At 55.6% G+C, this 16,490-nt stretch carries 15 protein-coding genes; 13 read left to right on the top strand and 2 right to left on the bottom strand.

The window, feature by feature from the left end; translation table 11 throughout:
- Position 1 precedes the first annotated feature (1 nt).
- Positions 2-1,609: an L-aspartate oxidase gene (nadB, locus tag LGT44_RS07390; RefSeq protein WP_225691524.1), complete on the bottom strand. Its 1,608-nt coding sequence runs from the start codon at positions 1,607-1,609 to the stop codon at positions 2-4.
- 271 nt (positions 1,610-1,880) lie between these two features.
- Here nadB and rpoE point away from each other — a divergent pair, with 271 nt between their 5' ends.
- The 12 genes from rpoE to acpS all read left to right on the top strand — a co-directional run bounded on the left by rpoE (position 1,881) and on the right by acpS (position 12,375).
- Positions 1,881-2,480: an RNA polymerase sigma factor RpoE gene (rpoE, locus tag LGT44_RS07385; RefSeq protein ID WP_145469163.1), complete on the top strand. Its 600-nt coding sequence runs from the start codon at positions 1,881-1,883 to the stop codon at positions 2,478-2,480.
- A gap of 18 nt (positions 2,481-2,498) precedes the next feature.
- On the top strand, positions 2,499-3,074 hold the full coding sequence (locus LGT44_RS07380; RefSeq protein WP_145469164.1) for a sigma-E factor negative regulatory protein: 576 nt from the start codon (positions 2,499-2,501) through the stop codon (positions 3,072-3,074).
- Positions 3,071-4,153 carry a MucB/RseB C-terminal domain-containing protein gene (locus LGT44_RS07375; protein WP_268866407.1) on the top strand — a complete coding sequence of 361 codons (1,083 nt, stop codon included), beginning with the start codon at positions 3,071-3,073 and terminating at the stop codon, positions 4,151-4,153. The genes LGT44_RS07380 and LGT44_RS07375 overlap by 4 nt, the downstream gene beginning before the upstream one ends.
- 7 nt (positions 4,154-4,160) lie before the next feature.
- A complete protein-coding gene (locus LGT44_RS07370; protein WP_230331496.1) occupies positions 4,161-4,607 on the top strand; it encodes a SoxR reducing system RseC family protein in 447 nt (148 codons plus the stop codon).
- A gap of 13 nt (positions 4,608-4,620) precedes the next feature.
- Positions 4,621-6,009, top strand: coding sequence for a DegQ family serine endoprotease (locus LGT44_RS07365; protein WP_230331497.1), 1,389 nt, complete (start codon positions 4,621-4,623; stop codon positions 6,007-6,009).
- 693 nt (positions 6,010-6,702) lie between these two features.
- Positions 6,703-8,502, top strand: a complete 1,800-nt coding sequence (gene lepA / locus LGT44_RS07360) for a translation elongation factor 4 (protein WP_225691527.1) — start codon at positions 6,703-6,705, stop codon at positions 8,500-8,502.
- Position 8,503: 1 nt separating this feature from the next.
- Entirely contained in the window at positions 8,504-8,866 is a 363-nt protein-coding gene (locus LGT44_RS07355) for a DUF4845 domain-containing protein (RefSeq protein WP_230331112.1), read from the top strand.
- On the top strand, positions 8,863-9,579 hold the full coding sequence (gene rnc, locus LGT44_RS07350; protein ID WP_230331113.1) for a ribonuclease III: 717 nt from the start codon (positions 8,863-8,865) through the stop codon (positions 9,577-9,579). The genes LGT44_RS07355 and rnc overlap by 4 nt, the downstream gene beginning before the upstream one ends.
- Positions 9,579-10,475 carry a GTPase Era gene (era, locus tag LGT44_RS07345; RefSeq protein ID WP_145469171.1) on the top strand — a complete coding sequence of 299 codons (897 nt, stop codon included), beginning with the start codon at positions 9,579-9,581 and terminating at the stop codon, positions 10,473-10,475. The genes rnc and era overlap by 1 nt, the downstream gene beginning before the upstream one ends.
- Before the next feature lie 3 nt (positions 10,476-10,478).
- Positions 10,479-11,150 carry a DNA repair protein RecO gene (recO, locus tag LGT44_RS07340; RefSeq protein WP_230331114.1) on the top strand — a complete coding sequence of 224 codons (672 nt, stop codon included), beginning with the start codon at positions 10,479-10,481 and terminating at the stop codon, positions 11,148-11,150.
- Between the two features lie 59 nt (positions 11,151-11,209).
- Entirely contained in the window at positions 11,210-11,956 is a 747-nt protein-coding gene (gene pdxJ, locus LGT44_RS07335) for a pyridoxine 5'-phosphate synthase (RefSeq protein WP_230331115.1), read from the top strand.
- Between the two features lie 11 nt (positions 11,957-11,967).
- Positions 11,968-12,375, top strand: a complete 408-nt coding sequence (gene acpS / locus LGT44_RS07330; protein WP_230331116.1) for a holo-ACP synthase — start codon at positions 11,968-11,970, stop codon at positions 12,373-12,375.
- Positions 12,376-12,400: 25 nt separating this feature from the next.
- Here the strand turns inward: acpS and LGT44_RS07325 are convergent, their stop codons facing one another.
- A complete protein-coding gene (locus LGT44_RS07325) occupies positions 12,401-15,232 on the bottom strand; it encodes a response regulator (protein WP_230331117.1) in 2,832 nt (943 codons plus the stop codon).
- 200 nt (positions 15,233-15,432) lie between these two features.
- Here LGT44_RS07325 and cysM point away from each other — a divergent pair, with 200 nt between their 5' ends.
- Positions 15,433-16,326 (top strand): cysteine synthase CysM, encoded by an 894-nt coding sequence (gene cysM, locus LGT44_RS07320; RefSeq protein ID WP_145469521.1) that lies wholly within the window; start codon positions 15,433-15,435, stop codon positions 16,324-16,326.
- The last annotated feature ends 164 nt before the right edge of the window (positions 16,327-16,490 follow it).

Genomic DNA, 16,490 nt, shown 5'->3' with positions numbered 1-16,490 from the left:
CTCAGAGTTCACCCAGTTCTTTCAGATATTTAGGCGTCAGAACGGTATCGAAGGCGCGTGGCAGCGGTTGCGGATAGTCACGGCTGAAATGCAGGCCGCGGCTTTCTTTGCGCAGCAGTGCCGAGCGGATGATCACGTCGGCCACATCCACCAGATTACGCAGCTCAAGTAAGTCATTACTTACCCGGTAGTTGCTGTAAAACTCCTGAATTTCCTGCCGCAGCATCTGCACCCGGTGCTGAGCACGCACCAGTCGTTTGGTGGTGCGCACAATGCCAACGTAATCCCACATAAAGCGCCGTAATTCGTCCCAGTTATGGGCAATCACCACGTCTTCATCGGAATCGGTCACCTGACTGGCATCCCAGGCCGGCGCTTTGGGGGCCGGTTCGTTACGGTCGATATTGGCGGCAATATGAGCCGCGGCGGAGCGGGCAAACACCAGACACTCAAGCAGCGAATTGCTGGCCAGGCGGTTGGCTCCGTGCAGACCGGTGCTGGCGGTTTCGCCGATGGCATACAGGTTTTCGATATCGGTGCGGCCATGGATATCGGTTACCACGCCACCACAGGTGTAGTGCGCCGCCGGCACCACCGGAATCGGCTGGCGGGTGATGTCGATGCCCAGCTCCAGACAGCGCTCATAAATAGTGGGGAAGTGCTCTTTGATAAAGTCAGCCGGTTTGTGGCTGATATCGAGGAACAGGCAGTCGGCACCGATGCGTTTCATCTCATGGTCGATGGCGCGGGCGACGATATCCCGTGGTGCCAGTTCGGCGCGTTTATCGAAGCGCTGCATAAAGCGCTGGCCATTGGGCAGCAACAGCTTGCCACCTTCACCGCGCACCGCTTCGGTAATCAGAAAGGATTTGGCCTGCGGGTGATACAGGCAGGTAGGGTGGAACTGGTTGAATTCCATATTGGCGACGCGGCAACCGGCACGCCAGGCCATGGCAATGCCATCGCCGGAAGCGCCGTCCGGGTTGCTGGTGTACAGATACACCTTGCTGGCACCACCGGTGGCCAGTACCACTGAGCGCGCGGTAATGACGTCGACATCGCCGGTATCGTTATTGAGAAAATAAGCGCCGATACAGCCATGACCGCCGCTGCCGAGTTTTTCGCGGGTGATCAGATCAATGGCGATGTAGTTCTGCAACAGTTTGAGGTTGGGCTTTTCTTTCGCCCGTGCCAGCAGCGTATCGGAGATGGCATGGCCGGTCGCATCGGCGGCGTGAATGATGCGCCGTGCGCTGTGGCCACCTTCACGGGTCAGATGGAAATGATCCGGGCTGTCCTGAGTGAAGGGCACACCGATATCAATCAGCCACTGAATCGCGGCGGTGGAGTTTTCCACGGTAAAACGCACGCTGGGTTCATGGCATAGACCGGCACCGGCGATCAGGGTGTCCTGCACGTGGGCCTCAACACTGTCGTCTTCATCCAGCACCGCCGCCACGCCGCCCTGAGCCCAGCGTGTGGAGCCTGCATCCAGGCTGTCTTTGCTGATGATGGCAGCATTGATGTGATCAGGCAGTGACAACCCCAGCGTCAGGCCGGCGGCGCCGCTGCCAATAATAAGAACATCGAAAGAGAAAGATTGGCTCATGCTGTATTGTACGTATCAAAGTGGTGGGCACTATAATGCCGCCGCGGAGGCTTATGCCAGTGCCGGACGGGCCATAACGGACGCTGTACGGGGAATAACTTTCTGTCCGTCATCGGCCACATATGCCACCCATGATACACTCTGGCGGAACTAATCCGAACAAATCCCCTCTATCCTCCCAGAACCAGGTCGACACACTGGCATACAGGAGGCTGGGTAGATGAGCTTAGCAATGGCTGTAGAGACACAGCGCACGACAGCGGAAAAAAGCATGACAGATCAACAATCTACAGATCGGCAACTGGTTGCCCGCGTACAGAAGGGCGACCGGCGCGCATTTGATCTGCTGGTCATCAAATATCAGCACCGCATTCTGGCGCTGGTCGGACGCTTTGTCCCTGACTTTGCTGAGGCTCAGGACGTGACTCAGGAAGCCTTTATCAAGGCCTACCGGGCACTGCCTGGCTTTCGTGGTGAGAGTCAGTTTTATACCTGGATGTACCGCATCGCAGTGAATACGGCAAAAAATTATCTGGTCAGCCGTGGGCGCAAGACCCCGACCCGCGATATTGATCTGGATGATGCCGAGTTTTTTGCTGACGAAGCTAATATGAAAGATATCGAAACTCCGGATGGTCTGCTGCAGCGCGATCAATTGCAGAAAGTGGTGTTTGACGCCATTGAAGCCCTGCCGGAGGAGCTGCGTATGGCCGTAACCCTGCGTGAGCTTGAAGGTATGAGCTATGAAGAAATTGCCGAGGTGATGGAATGTCCGATCGGCACCGTACGGTCGCGTATCTTCCGCGCCCGTGAAGCCATTGACCGCAAAATGCAGCCACTGCTGGCCGATACCGCCAGCGCCATTGCCTGACCGGGAGGATAGCAACCGATGAATGAACGCATGAATGAATCCTTATCCGCCCTGATGGACGGTGAAACCGACGAACTGGAAGTCCGCCGTTTACTTAATCAGCTCGAGCAGGACGATGAACTGCGCGGTACCTGGCAGCGTTATCAGATGATTGGTTCACTGATGCGCGGTGAGCCTGCCGCTGCTGTTGATCTGTCGCGTGGCATTATGCAGGCGCTGGATGGCGAGCCAATGGATGAAGTGAGCCGCCCTCAGGTGGTTGTGGCCAATAACCACAAGCTGCGCTGGTTGGCCTCAGGAGCGGTTGCCGCATCGGTAACGTTGGCGGTACTTGTTGGGGTGAGGCTGAACAGCGTTGAGCCAGATGCCCTGGTCGCTGAGCAGCAAACGCAGATGCCTGCAGCGGTGCAACTGGCATCGGCGCCGGTACAGGCTATGTCTGAAGCCGATGCTGCCCAGCTTGAAGCCGCACAGCGCAAACTGCAGGAGTACGTGCTGCAGCATACTGAGCAGGCGACTATGACCGGCAGCCGTGCAGCCATTCCTTTTGCCCGTGTGGTGGATTTCCAGCAGCCTGCTGAGGGCAGCAAATGAGGGGAGGCAGACTACTGCTTACCCTGAGTTTCAGTCTGCTCGTGCTTAGCACGCAGGCTGAGGAAGGCGCCCGGGGCTGGTTGGAACGCATGACCCAGGCCTTTCAACAACAGAATTATCGCGGTGTTTTAATCTATGGTGATGGTCAGGAATGGCAGACTCTGGCCATTACTCACGCAGTAATCGATGGGGTGGAGCAGGAAAAACTGCAGCACCTTACCGGCCTGCCGCGTGAAATGGTGCGTCATGGTCATGACATCGTCTGTATTCATCCCGGCGACCACTCCCCACGCCTGAACAGCGAACTCAGCAACCCATTACACGGTTTTTCCCGGGTGATGGATATTGATGATGGTCAGTACCATTTTACGCTTGGCAATGTGGAGCGCATTGCCGGACGTTTTGCCCAGCGTTTACAGGTAACTCCGGTGGATGCGGACCGCTATGGTTATCAGCTCTGGCTTGATCAGGTTACCGGCCTGTTATTGCGCTCTGATCTGCTGAATCATCAGCAACAGGTGCTGGAGCGTTTCCAGTTTGCCCAGATTGAGATTGGTCCTGATATCCCGGCGACTGCCTTTGAGCCCGATGATCAGGGGCATAAACTGACTCTTTACCCTGTTTCCCCCGACCATGAGCAGATCAGTACGGCCGATATCGGCTGGTTACCTGGCTGGGTTCCGTCTGGTTTTCATATTACTGCAGTGATTCAGGCCGGCTCGCCACAGCCGCAAGTGGCGGCTGAACAAAAGGATGACTCCGGGGCCATGAGCAAATTGCCGGTACGCCTGATGTACAGTGATGGTCTGGCCGCTTTTACCTTGTTTATTGATCCTGTCAGTCAGGAGCACCTGCCGGAAATGACCAGCCGCTGGGGCGCCACCGCAGCGGTTGTGCGCTATCGTGAGCATTCTTCCGCAGAGGCCGATGGCGACAATCAGAGTCGTTTAAGGGTGACCGTGGTGGGTGAATTACCGGCCGATACCATGATCCGTATCGCGACATCGGTCGTTCCCGCAGCTCTGGCGGAACAGAATACCGACAGTGCAAACAGCGCGCTGTCCGCGGCAGAGGAATAAGCAGGCGATGAGTCAGGAAATCGTTGAAGTTATAGAGCAGGGCGATGGCGGTATCTGGGTTGAAGCCGTGCAGCGCAGTGCCTGCAACAGCTGTAATGCCCGCTCTGGTTGCGGTCAGCACAGCCTGAGTAAACTTGGTCGGCCGATGCGCCTCTGGGTCAGTACCGAACAACCGCTGCAGCCGGGTCAGCAGGTGGTGCTGACGCTGCCCGACGGTAGTCTGGCACTGAGTGCACTGGCTCTGTATGGCCTGCCTTTACTGGGCCTGATTGGCAGCGCGGTTATCGGCCAGCTGAGCGGCAGCGATGGCTGGGCTGGGGTGGCAGCTCTCGCTGGGCTGGCGGGCGGTTTTGCCCTGGCACGCAAGCTGGCGGCACGCTATCAGTCACAATGGCAGCCGACTCTTAAGCCCGGTTGTGAACGTATCCCTATGATCCACTCAGAACACCTTTGAGCAAGGAAAAACCATGACACAGATGATCCGTATGTTAGTGCTGCCTCTGCTGTTGCTGGCCTCTTTGGCCCGGGCGGAGTTACCCGATTTCCGTGACCTGGTGAAGGAAACTTCGCCGGCCGTGGTCAATATCAGTACTGTGCAACATATGCAGAATAACGGCTTTCAGCAGCGTTATGGTCTGCCGGAAGATGTGCCGGAAATTTTCCGCCACTTCTTCGGTGCACCGGGGCAGGGCCCTCGTGGCGGTGAACAGGAGCGGGCATCGCTCGGCTCCGGTTTTATCGTCTCCAAAGATGGCTACATCCTGACGAATAATCATGTGATCAAGGATGCCGACGAAATTGTTGTGCGCCTTAATGATCGCCGTGAGCTGGAAGCCAAACTGATTGGTGCCGATGAGAGCTCCGATCTGGCCCTGCTGAAAGTTGAAGCCAAGAATCTGCCAATCGTAGAGCTGGGCGATTCGGATGCGCTGGAAGTGGGTGAGTGGGTTGTCGCCATTGGTTCACCTTTTGGTTTTGATTACTCGGTGACCGCCGGTATTGTCAGCGCCAAGGGCCGCAGCCTGCCGAACGAAAACTATGTGCCTTTTATCCAGACCGACGTGGCTATTAACCCGGGTAATTCCGGCGGCCCGCTGTTTAATCTGGATGGCAAAGTCGTGGGCATCAACTCCCAGATCTACACCCGCTCCGGTGGTTTTATGGGCGTGTCTTTTGCCATTCCGATCAATGTGGCCATGGATGTCGCCGATCAGCTGAAAGAAAAAGGCAAAGTCAGCCGCGGCTGGCTCGGTGTGGTGATTCAGGAGGTCAGCAAAGACCTGGCTGAGTCTTTTGGTCTGGAAAAAGCAGCCGGTGCGCTGGTCGCGCAGATTGTGCCTGGCAGTCCGGCGGAAGCGGCTGGCCTGAAAAATGGCGACATCATTACCCACTTCAACGGCAAGTCGATTTACCTGTCGTCCGATCTGCCGCATCAGGTTGGCCGGGTGAAGCCGGGCAGCGGCGTCAAGCTGGACGTGGTGCGCAACGGTAAGCGTAAGAAAATCAACGTGACCATTGGCGTGCTGCCGGATGGCGATGGCGCCGAACTGGCGCTGAACAATGCCAGTCCGAAAGAAAGCACCAGCAACCGTCTGGGTGTGGTGGTCAGTGAGTTGTCTGACGCGCAGCGCAAAAGCGTCGGTGATGGCGTGGTCGTTCGTGATGTGAAGCGTGGTCCGGCGGCCTTTGCCGGTCTGGTCAACGGCGACATCATCACCATGATTGCCGGTGATCCGGTGCGCAGCATGGACGATTTTAATACGGTGGTTGCCAAGCTGCCGGCCAACCGCAGCGTACCGATGCGCATTGTGCGCCGTGGCGCGGCGATGTTTATCCCGCTGCGGATTACCGAGTAGTTGCAGCAACCAGCACAGCCCTGCACTGGCTGCACGTGAACAGCCTTTGCGGGGCAAGCCCCTGCGCCCCAACTTGGGGATCTTATCCCCAAACCCCTGCTTTGCGCTTTCTGGCCCGTAATCCTTGAAACCTTGATATTTACTGGCCGCGCGCCTCATCGGCCATCCCTGGCCGGAGCCGCTTGTCCGTATCCCTGCGGACAGACCAAGCATATCAGCGGTTTCTGCGGCGGGCCCAGAGGCGCGGTTTATCCCAACCGCTACGTCGTTTTTATCGAACAGCAATGCCCATTCTGAAAAGCCGCTTAGCGGATTAATGAATGCGCCTGCAGGACGCCGGAATGAAGAGCACTGAGCCGGTACGTCTCTGCATGGATGCAGAGCGAGCGGATAGGGCCATGGATGGCCCATTATCCGCGTTGCCGTGACCGAGGTGGTCTGAATGGAGGAAAAAGGCCTGTACAGCGCGAAGCTGGGGTCGGCCAACCGGCAAGGGGATAAGTTCCCCTGGGAGGCATTGGGCGTTTCAAAATGATTTAAAACGTTAAGTGAACAGCATTACGGCCCTGGCCGGGCTGTGTTGTTTATGGCGGCTGGCCGCAGCCGGATTGCCGGATAGCGTACAAAATAGCCTTTGCCCTGCCTTTCAAGTAAAATCGCCCACCATTTCAATTAACAACCGGGTTGTATTCTGTGAGCCAGCTGGACCACATTCGTAACTTTTCCATCATTGCCCATATCGACCACGGCAAATCCACTCTTTCAGATCGTTTTATTCAGGTATGTGGCGGCCTTTCCGACCGGGAAATGCAGGCGCAGGTACTGGATTCGATGGATATTGAGCGTGAGCGTGGCATTACCATCAAGGCCCAGAGCGTGACGCTGGACTATAAAGCCCGCAATGGTGAGGTTTACCAGCTGAACTTTATTGATACTCCGGGACACGTGGATTTCAGCTACGAAGTCAGCCGTTCGCTGTCGGCCTGTGAAGGGGCACTGCTGGTGGTGGATGCTGCTCAGGGCGTTGAAGCCCAGTCGGTCGCCAACTGCTATACCGCCATTGAGCAGGGCCTGGAAGTTCGCCCGGTACTGAACAAGATGGATCTGCCGCAGGCTGATCCGGATAAAGTCGCACAGGAAATCGAAGAAATTATCGGCCTGGATGCGACCGATGCTGTGCGTTGCAGCGCCAAAAGCGGTCTGAATATCGAAGATGTACTGGAAGATCTGGTGGCTAATATCCCGCCGCCGGAAGGTGACCCGGATGCCCCGTTACAGGCGCTGATCATCGACTCCTGGTTCGATTCTTATCTGGGCGTTGTCTCCCTGATCCGGGTGAAAAACGGCAGCATCAAGAAAGGCGACAAAATCCGCATGAAATCCACCGGCCGTGACCACCTGGTGGACGGCATTGGTATCTTTACGCCGAAAATGACTCCAACCGGCGAACTGGGTACCGGTGAAGTGGGTTATATGGTCGGCAGCATCAAAGACATTCACGGTGCGCCGGTGGGCGATACCATCGTCAGCGCGAAATTCCCTGATGTCGATGCGTTACCGGGTTTCCAGAAAGTGAAGCCGCAGGTGTATGCCGGTCTGTTCCCGGTATCTTCCGACGATTTTGAAGCCTTCCGTGATGCGCTGGAAAAACTGTCGCTGAACGATGCGTCGCTGTTCTATGAGCCGGAAAATTCCGACGCACTGGGCTTTGGTTTCCGTTGTGGTTTCCTTGGCATGCTGCACATGGAAATTATTCAGGAGCGTCTGGAGCGCGAATACGACCTCGATCTGATTACCACCGCACCAACGGTAATTTATGAAGTGGTGAATAAAAAAGGCGAAGTGCTGATGGTGGATAACCCATCAAAACTGCCTGATCCTGGCGTAATCGATGAAATGCGTGAGCCGATTGCCGAATGTAATATTCTGGTGCCACAGGAATATCTGGGTAACGTGATTACCCTGTGTATCGAAAAACGTGGTGTACAGGTGGACATGCAGTACACCGGTACGCAGGTGGCGCTGAAATATGAAATTCCGCTGGCCGAAGTGGTGATGGATTTCTTTGACCGTCTGAAATCGGCCAGTCGTGGTTTTGCCTCACTCGATTATAACTTTACCCGTTTCCAGGAAGCACCGCTGGTGCGTCTGGATGTGCTGGTTAACGGTGAACGCGTGGATGCGCTGGCGGTGATTATGCACCGTGATAACGTTCGTCGTCGTGGTGCGTCGCTGACCGAAAAAATGAAAGAGCTGATTCCGCGGCAGATGTTTGACGTGGCGATTCAGGCGGCAATGGGTAATCAGGTTGTTGCCCGCACGACGGTAAAAGCGCTGCGTAAAAACGTAACCGCAAAATGTTATGGTGGTGACGTCAGCCGTAAGAAAAAACTGCTGCAGAAGCAGAAAGAAGGTAAAAAACGAATGAAACAAATCGGCAGTGTGGAAATCCCACAATCTGCCTTCCTAGCCGTTCTGAAAGTGGATGATTAATATGCGTCGTCAGCGTGGTCTCTCAATCGTTTCGATTCTGGTTGTATTGTTTGTGGGTATCCTCCTGGTTAAAGGAGCTATTACTCTGATTCCAATGTATTGGGACAATAAACTGATCGGAACCATTCTTGATGGCGTAACCAAGGATCGCGAATATCGCGCCGATATGAGACCTAAGGATTTCAAGCGACTGCTGGAAACACGACTGCAGGACAACAATATTAAAGCCAGTCTCGATGAGCTGAAAATCCGCAAGGGTGATCAGGGATTCACACTGGACTGGACCTATGAAGCCCGTGACACCTATCTCGGGAATATCGATATGGTGGTACGTTTCCAAGTGCAAAAAGATTTTACTCAGTGAATAATCCCCTCGTTAAATTATCTCAGCGCCTGGGCTATAACTTCCGCGATGAATCGCTGGTTATGCTGGCGCTGACACACCGCAGTAAAGGCATCAGCAATAACGAACGGCTGGAGTTTCTCGGCGACTCGATTCTGAATTTTGTCGTCGCTGAAGATTTATACCGCCGTTTTCCCCAGGCGAAAGAAGGCAAGCTGAGCCGCCTGCGTGCGCGCATGGTAAAAGGCGAAACACTGGCGGTGATTGCCCGTGAATTTGATCTCGGTGATTTTCTGTTACTGGGTTCCGGTGAATTAAAAAGCGGTGGTCATCGCCGTGAGTCTATTCTGGCCGATACGGTTGAAGCCTTAATTGGTGCTATGTATCTGGATGCTGGTCTGGAAGCCGCACGCGAGCGCATTCTGTCCTGGTACGCAACCCGCCTTGATGCCTTAACGCTGGAAGATCCGATTAAAGATCCGAAAACCCGTCTGCAGGAATATCAGCAGGGGCGTAAATCCAGTCTGCCGAAATATGAAGTTCTGAACGTCGAAGGTCCGACCAACGAGCAGGTATTTACCGTTGAGTGTCGTATTCCTGAACTGGCTGATGCGATTGTCGCCCAGGGCAGCAGCCGCCGTGGTGCCGAGCAAAGCGCCGCCGCTCAGGTTCTGACTATACTGGGCATTGACGAATCAGCAGAGCCTGCGCATGACGCAGGAGAGGAAAAATAATGACACAACGTACCGGCTATGTAGCCATCGTTGGCCGCCCGAATGTGGGCAAATCCACACTGCTGAACCGTATTCTCGGGCAGAAATTATCCATTACGTCGCGTAAACCGCAGACTACCCGCCATCAGATTTTAGGGATCAAAACCGAAGGTGATGTTCAGGTCGTATATGTCGATACCCCGGGTATGCATAAGCATCAGGAAAAAGCGATTAACCGCTATATGAACAAAGCGGCAACCACGGCAGTGAAAGACGTGGATCTGATTCTGATGCTGGTCGACCGTACACGCTGGACTGAAGAAGACGAAATGGTGCTGCAGGCGGTTAAATCCCAGCGCGCCCCGGTGGTTCTGGTGGTGAATAAGGTCGATTTCGTCCGTGAAAAAGAAGAATTACTGCCTGTGCTGCAGGAACTCAGCAGCCGGCATAATTTCGACCAGATTATTCCGGTCAGCGCCAAAACCGGCCATAACGTCGAGCGGCTGGAAAACCTGATCGAAAGCTATCTGCCGGAAAACCAATACTTCTTTCCGGAAGACCAGATCACCGACCGCAGTTCGCGCTTTCTGGCAGCTGAACTGGTGCGTGAAAAAATCATGCGTCAGCTGGGCGATGAGCTGCCTTATGCGATGACGGTTGAGATCGAAGAGTTTGTGCACACCGGTACGTTAATCGAAATCAGTGCTCTGATTCTGGTAGAGCGCGCTTCGCAGAAAGCCATTGTTATCGGCGATGGTGGTTACCGTATCAAGCAGATTGGTCAGGAAGCCCGCAAAGATATGGAGCAGCTGTTCGACTGCAAAGTCATGCTCAAGCTCTGGGTTAAAGTCAAAGCCGGCTGGTCTGATGACGAGCGTGCCCTGCGCAGTCTGGGTTACGACGACCGCATCGGTTAAGTTATGAAGACGCTGTTTGTACTGCAGCGTCAGCCCCTGCGGGAGCAGGAATGGCTGCTGGATATATTTACCGCAGAACAGGGACGGCTGAGTGTGGTTGCCGGGCGCAGCCAGCCACAACCCGATCTGCACCAGCGCTATCAGGGTGACTGGGCCCGTGCCGAAGACTGGCCGCAGTTACGCGGCCTGCGCAGTCTGCAAACTTACTCTCTGCGGGGGGCTAACCTGTACTGCGGTCTGTACCTCGCTGAATTACTGGTGCGCTTATTACCACGCTATGAAGCTCAGCCAGAACTCTTCCTGACTTACGTCAGAACCCTTGAAGGGCTGCAGCATCCCGGTTTACCGGACCCCTGGTTACGCCTGTTTGAATATCAGCTGTTGCAGACGCTGGGATATGGTTTTTCCTGGCAACAGGATCGTGAGGGACGTCCGGTCAATGCTTCTGAATTCTATCGTTTTATCGCCCGTGAAGGCTTTGTGCGTTCGGATGCCTCCGTGGCTCCGGCGCTGAGGCAGCCGTTGTTCTCCGGTGAATATTTACTCGAGCTTGGACAAGGCCGGGCGCAGCGGCCACAATGCTGGGCAGCGGCCAAGCAGGTGCTGCGTTGTGCACTTGAAGACCTGCTGGAGCGGCCACTGATCAGCCGCGAACTGTTTCAGCCGGGCCGTTAAGCTCATCAGTATTATTAACATCATCCAGTAATGCCTGTTCAGACAAGAGGGAAGTCCCTGTGAAAAATGCTCAACGCGTCCTTCTGGGCGTGAATATCGACCACGTTGCCACCCTGCGTCAGGCGCGCGGCACCATTTATCCCGACCCGGTCCAGGCGGCATTTCTGGCGGAAGAAGCCGGCGCCGATGGCATTACCATTCACCCGCGGGAAGACCGTCGTCATATTCAGACCCGTGATGTGTATGTGCTGGCCGAAACCCTGTCCACCCGTATGAATCTGGAAATGGCGGTTACCGATGCCATGCTCGAGCTGGCCGAGGAAGTCTGTCCGCCCTGTACCTGTCTGGTGCCGGAAAAGCGTGAAGAGCTGACCACCGAAGGCGGATTGGATGTGATTGGTCAGGAAGCCCATATCCGTGCGGCGGTTGAGCGTCTGCAGGTGATTAACAGTGAAGTATCGCTGTTTATTGATCCGGATTTTGCCCAGATCGACGCCACGCTGCGTGTTGGCGCACCGGTGATTGAACTGCATACCGGCCGTTACGCCGATGCCAAAAACGAAGCAGAGCAACAGCTTGAGCTGAAGCGTATTCAGGAAGCCGCCGCCTATGCCCATGAACGTGGTCTGATTGTGAATGCCGGCCATGGTCTGCATTACCACAATGTGGAAGCCATCGCCGCGATTCCCTGCATGAACGAACTGAATATCGGTCATGCCATCGTTGCCCGGGCGCTGTTTGTCGGCCTGAAAGAAGCGGTTCGTGAAATGCGTGACCTGCTGGCTGCGGCTACACAGCGCGGCTGAGGACTACTGTCGTGGCGCAGGCCGATGAGTTGAAACAGGTGCCGGGGGTGATTGCCATCGGCACCGACCTGCTCGACAGCATACGGATTCACCAGGCTGTTGAGCGCCATGGTGAGCGTTTTGTGCAGCGCATTCTGACCCCGGCCGAGCAGACGTTGTATCGTTCGCGCGCCAATCCCCTTAACTTTCTGGCCAAACAATATGCCGCCAAAGAAGCGCTGGCCAAAGCGCTGGGCACCGGCATTGCCAAGGGGGTGGGGTTTCAGCAGCTGGAAATACTGCGTGATGAACTGGGGGCGCCGCAGGTATTGCTGCATGCGGCTGCCGCAGAGCGCTTGCAGTTTCTGGGCGGGCAACGTGCGCTGGTCAGCCTGTCCGATGAAGGCGACTGGATTCAGGCCTTTGCACTGCTGAGTTAAATGCTGCCGGGTCAGGTACTGGAGGTCAGGCGCTGGTGAATTGCTCGCTGCGTTTGCTGGCGGCTTCCGCCAGCGTGGTTTTCCAGTCGTTACTTTGTGCCCACTGCTGCAGATTGGCGACATCTTCCACCAGTTGCCGCATCAGCGTTGGCAGCTCCGCCTGGCGGTTGGCTTTTAATGCCGTTTCAAAAGTTTCCAGCGTGCTGCGCAGGCAGGGAACACCGCAGTAGCGGGTAGCGCCGTGAACCCGGTGAACCCGTTCCAGCAGATCATCCATATTTTCTTCTTCCCAGGCATCGACAATATGCTGCATATCCTGCTGCAATGAATCCAGCAGCATGCGGAACATATCCTGCGCCAGATCGACCTTGTGGTTGGCGTGGCGTAAGGCCGTTGCCGCATCAAACACCCATTCGCACTGACTTTTCGATGGCGGTGAGGCTTCAGCCGCGGCCGCCGGGCTGAGTGAGCGGTAACCGGTCCAGCGCTCAACACAGGCGGCCAGCTGCTCCTGGCTGATGGGCTTGGTCTGGTAATCGTTCATGCCGGCTTTAATCAGGGCCTCTTTTTCATCGGCCATGGCATGGGCGGTGAGTGCAATAATTGGCAGTGTTCCTCTGCCTGGCAGGGTACGTATCTGCTCGGTGGCTTCCAGACCATTCATGCCCGGCATCTGAATATCCATAAACACCATATCGACGGTCTGTTGCTGCACGATATCAATGGCATCGCGGCCGCTGCTGGCGGCTGTCACATGAATGCCCAGCTCCTGCAGCAGGGTCACCACCAGTTTCAGATTGGCGCTGTTGTCGTCAACGGCCAGTACACAGGGTGGTTTCTGCGCCGAGGAATGGCTGCTGTTGCCGGGCTGGGCGTCACGGAATTCCGTTCCCTCGTTGCCGAGAGCCCGGCACAGCGCCTGATACAGGCGTTTATGCAGGAACGGCTGGCTGAGACTGCTGCTGGCGCCCTGTTGTTTCAGCTGCTCCAGATGTTCGTGGCTGACGCTGTCGATCAGGGCTATCAGGGGCAGTTCATACTGTGCCAGCTGCTGCATAAACAGGCGTTGCTGTGGGTCGTTGATGTGTTGACGGCTGACGGCAACGATCAGTGCCTGCAGTTCATGCTCATTGCTGTTCAGTAATTCCAGTAATTGCTGACGGTTTTCGCAGTCGTGGTGTTCAACCTGCCACTGATTGAGCAGGGCACCGGTATTCATCCGGTTCAGCAGTGAGGGCTCCAGCAGGGCGATATGCTGACCGCTCAGCAGGGGCAGGTTATTGACCGTCCCGGCATGCATACCTACCTGGATATGGAAGCTGAAAGTCGAACCCCGGCCTTCGTGACTGCTGACCAGTATCTCGCCGTGCATGGCTTCGACCAGAGCGCGGGAGATAATCAGGCCCAGTCCGGTGCCGCCAAACTGGCGCGCAGTACTGGCGTCGGCCTGGGTGAAGGCATTAAAGATCTTGTTGATCTGCTCTTCGGACATGCCGATACCGGAGTCCTGGATTTCAAATTTGATGCTGGCGCGGTTATCTCCCTTGCTGATCAGCGATACGCGCACGCTGACGTTGCCGCGCTCGGTAAATTTGATGGCGTTATTGACCAGGTTGGTGAGTACCTGTTTAAGGCGCAAGGGATCGCTTTCGATCTGCAGCGGTACATCTGAATAAATCAGGTGGCTGAGTTCCAGTTCTTTCTGAAAGGCGGCCGGAGCCAGTACCGTCATTACATCTTCCAGAACATCGCGCAGATTAAAGCTGGTGTGCTCAATAATCAGCTTGCCGGCATCAATTTTTGACAGGTCGAGAATGTCGTTAATGATGTTCAGCAGATCGCCGGAGGATTTGCGGATGGTATCCAGATAGTCAGCCTGACGTTCATCCACATGAGTGCGCAGCAGCAGGTCACTGAAACCGATAATACCGTTCAGTGGGGTGCGGATTTCATGGCTGACATTGGCCAGGAACTCTGACTTCATGCGGCTGGCTTCCAGTGCTTCTTTACGGCCGATGGTCAGTTCGCGGTTGCGGATTTCCATTTCATCCAGCGTTTCCTGCAGATCCTGTGTCGCCTGTTCCAGATTTTGCTGATGTTCGGTATTCACGCGCTGCAGTGCACTGGCCATGGCATTGATGCCTGAGGCCAGTTGCTGGAACTCGCCGCCGCTGTTGATATGAATACGGCTTTCCAGCTTGCCGTCTTCCAGTTCGCCAATGGCTTTGACGATGCGCCCCATAGGCTCAGATACCTGACGGCTGAAGCGGATAGCCACAAAGGTACAGCTCAGCAGGGCCAGCAAAATAACGCTTAGCGAAGACGCAATATGCTGATAGCGCAACAGCAGGGTGTTGCTGTTTGACAGCTCCAGTTCGGCCCAGCCCAGCAGTTTGATCTGGCGGCTTTCTTCGGCATAGAACTGATCGGACAGCTGGTCAGGAATCACCAGGTTCTGGGCAAAAATCGGTGCCCGTACCCGGACCGACCCTTCGGTACGCAGCAGCTGTAACTGGTTAGCCTGCAGTTGTGCTGAGCCGATGCGCTCGGTCAGCATTTTCGGTCCGGCATGGGCCAGAATTTCCACATCCTGGTTATAGATGCTGACCGAGCGGACGTCCTTTTCTTCCAGCATGTTGTTAGCGATGTTCTGCAGAATACCGACATTGCCGGTCATCACGCCGTATTCACAGGTCGGAGCCAGCTGCTTGGCCATCGCCAGCGCACGCTGATCGAGCAGGTCATTCAGGTCGCGTGCACGCTCGGCCATAAAGAAAATACCGAGCACAACGGAAACAATAACGCCGGGTAGCAAAGCGAGAAACAGAATACGGCTCTGGATGGTCCAGTTTTTCATGCACACAACTTAAAGAAAGGTAAAGCCGTAGAGTAAAGGGCAGGCAGGATGGGTGCAATCGCAGCCTGCATTGCCGCAGCAGGACTGTGCGCTGGTATGCACAGCGATATAACGAAATCACCAATTGATATTACGTTCAGGTGAGGTGCAAAGGTAAACTACGCGCTCTTTGGTTATAAGTAGAGATCGCCGTGACCGATATTCAGTACCCGACCATCGCCGACTGCGTGGGCAATACACCGCTGGTACGTCTGCAGCGTTTATTACCGGCAGACAGCAGCAATACCATTCTGCTCAAGCTGGAAGGTAATAACCCGGCCGGCTCGGTGAAAGATCGTCCGGCGCTATCCATGATCGAACGCGCCGAACAGCGCGGTGATATTCAGCCCGGCGATACCTTGATTGAGGCCACCAGTGGCAATACCGGTATCGCGCTGGCGATGGCGGCTGCCATTAAGGGCTACCGCATGATTCTGATCATGCCTGACAGTGCCACCATGGAACGGCGCTGGGCAATGGAAGCCTATGGTGCAGAACTGATTCTGGTCGACAGTGGTATGGAAGGCGCCCGCGATCTGGCGCTGGCGATGGAGTCGCGTGGCGAAGGCAAGGTGCTGAATCAGTTTGGCAATGGTGATAACCCCGAGGCGCATTATCACAGCACCGGACCTGAAATCTGGGCGCAGACCGGTGGGCGCATCACCCATTTTGTCAGCTCAATGGGTACCACGGGAACCATTATGGGAACCTCACGTTACCTGAAGGAACAGAATCCGGCGGTGCAGATTGTTGGTCTGCAGCCTGAAGACGGTTCGGCTATTCCCGGAATCCGCCGCTGGCCGCAGGAATATCTGCCGACTATCTTTGATGCCCGTCAGGTGGATCTGGTGATGGACATCAGTCAGCAGGAAGCCGAGCACTGCATGCGCGAACTGGCGCGGCGTGAGGGGATTTTCTGCGGAGTTTCCTCCGGTGGCGCGGTGGCCGGTGCCCTGCGTCTGGCGCAAACGCTGGAAAACGCCACTATAGTTGCCATCATCTGCGACCGAGGTGACCGTTATCTGTCATCCGGTGTCTTTGCTCCTGAAAAGTGAGCGTTATGCAGCGGCTGATAACCGTCAGTCGCTGCGCGATGTGTTCCTCCCGGACCCTGAGCACCTCTGAATCATTCTGCACAGCTTCGCGTGAGTGCTGCAGAGTTATTCCGAGGTGCCCTTGAATCTTTTCCCCTTTGCCCCAATCTTGTGCGCCAGATGCC

Origin of the sequence: Thalassolituus alkanivorans (genome assembly GCF_020447205.1) — a bacterium.
In the GTDB taxonomy this organism is placed as follows: domain Bacteria; phylum Pseudomonadota; class Gammaproteobacteria; order Pseudomonadales; family Oceanobacteraceae; genus Venatoribacter; species Venatoribacter alkanivorans.
The sequence above is the reverse complement of the archived record's forward strand: the minus strand, read 5'-3'. Positions and strand labels throughout refer to the sequence as shown.

What these genes read in the sequence shown, in the direction of transcription:
- nadB (WP_225691524.1), bottom strand. Translation starts at nt 1,609, where the DNA reads ATGAGCCAATCTTTCTCTTTCGATGTTCTTATTATTGGCAGCGGCGCC.
- recO (WP_230331114.1), top strand. Translation starts at nt 10,479, where the DNA reads ATGAAGACGCTGTTTGTACTGCAGCGTCAGCCCCTGCGGGAGCAGGAA.
- LGT44_RS07380 (WP_145469164.1), top strand. Translation starts at nt 2,499, where the DNA reads ATGAATGAACGCATGAATGAATCCTTATCCGCCCTGATGGACGGTGAA.
- LGT44_RS07355 (WP_230331112.1), top strand. Translation starts at nt 8,504, where the DNA reads ATGCGTCGTCAGCGTGGTCTCTCAATCGTTTCGATTCTGGTTGTATTG.
- LGT44_RS07370 (WP_230331496.1), top strand. Translation starts at nt 4,161, where the DNA reads ATGAGTCAGGAAATCGTTGAAGTTATAGAGCAGGGCGATGGCGGTATC.
- LGT44_RS07365 (WP_230331497.1), top strand. Translation starts at nt 4,621, where the DNA reads ATGACACAGATGATCCGTATGTTAGTGCTGCCTCTGCTGTTGCTGGCC.
- LGT44_RS07325 (WP_230331117.1), bottom strand. Translation starts at nt 15,232, where the DNA reads ATGAAAAACTGGACCATCCAGAGCCGTATTCTGTTTCTCGCTTTGCTA.
- era (WP_145469171.1), top strand. Translation starts at nt 9,579, where the DNA reads ATGACACAACGTACCGGCTATGTAGCCATCGTTGGCCGCCCGAATGTG.
- LGT44_RS07375 (WP_268866407.1), top strand. Translation starts at nt 3,071, where the DNA reads ATGAGGGGAGGCAGACTACTGCTTACCCTGAGTTTCAGTCTGCTCGTG.
- rpoE (WP_145469163.1), top strand. Translation starts at nt 1,881, where the DNA reads ATGACAGATCAACAATCTACAGATCGGCAACTGGTTGCCCGCGTACAG.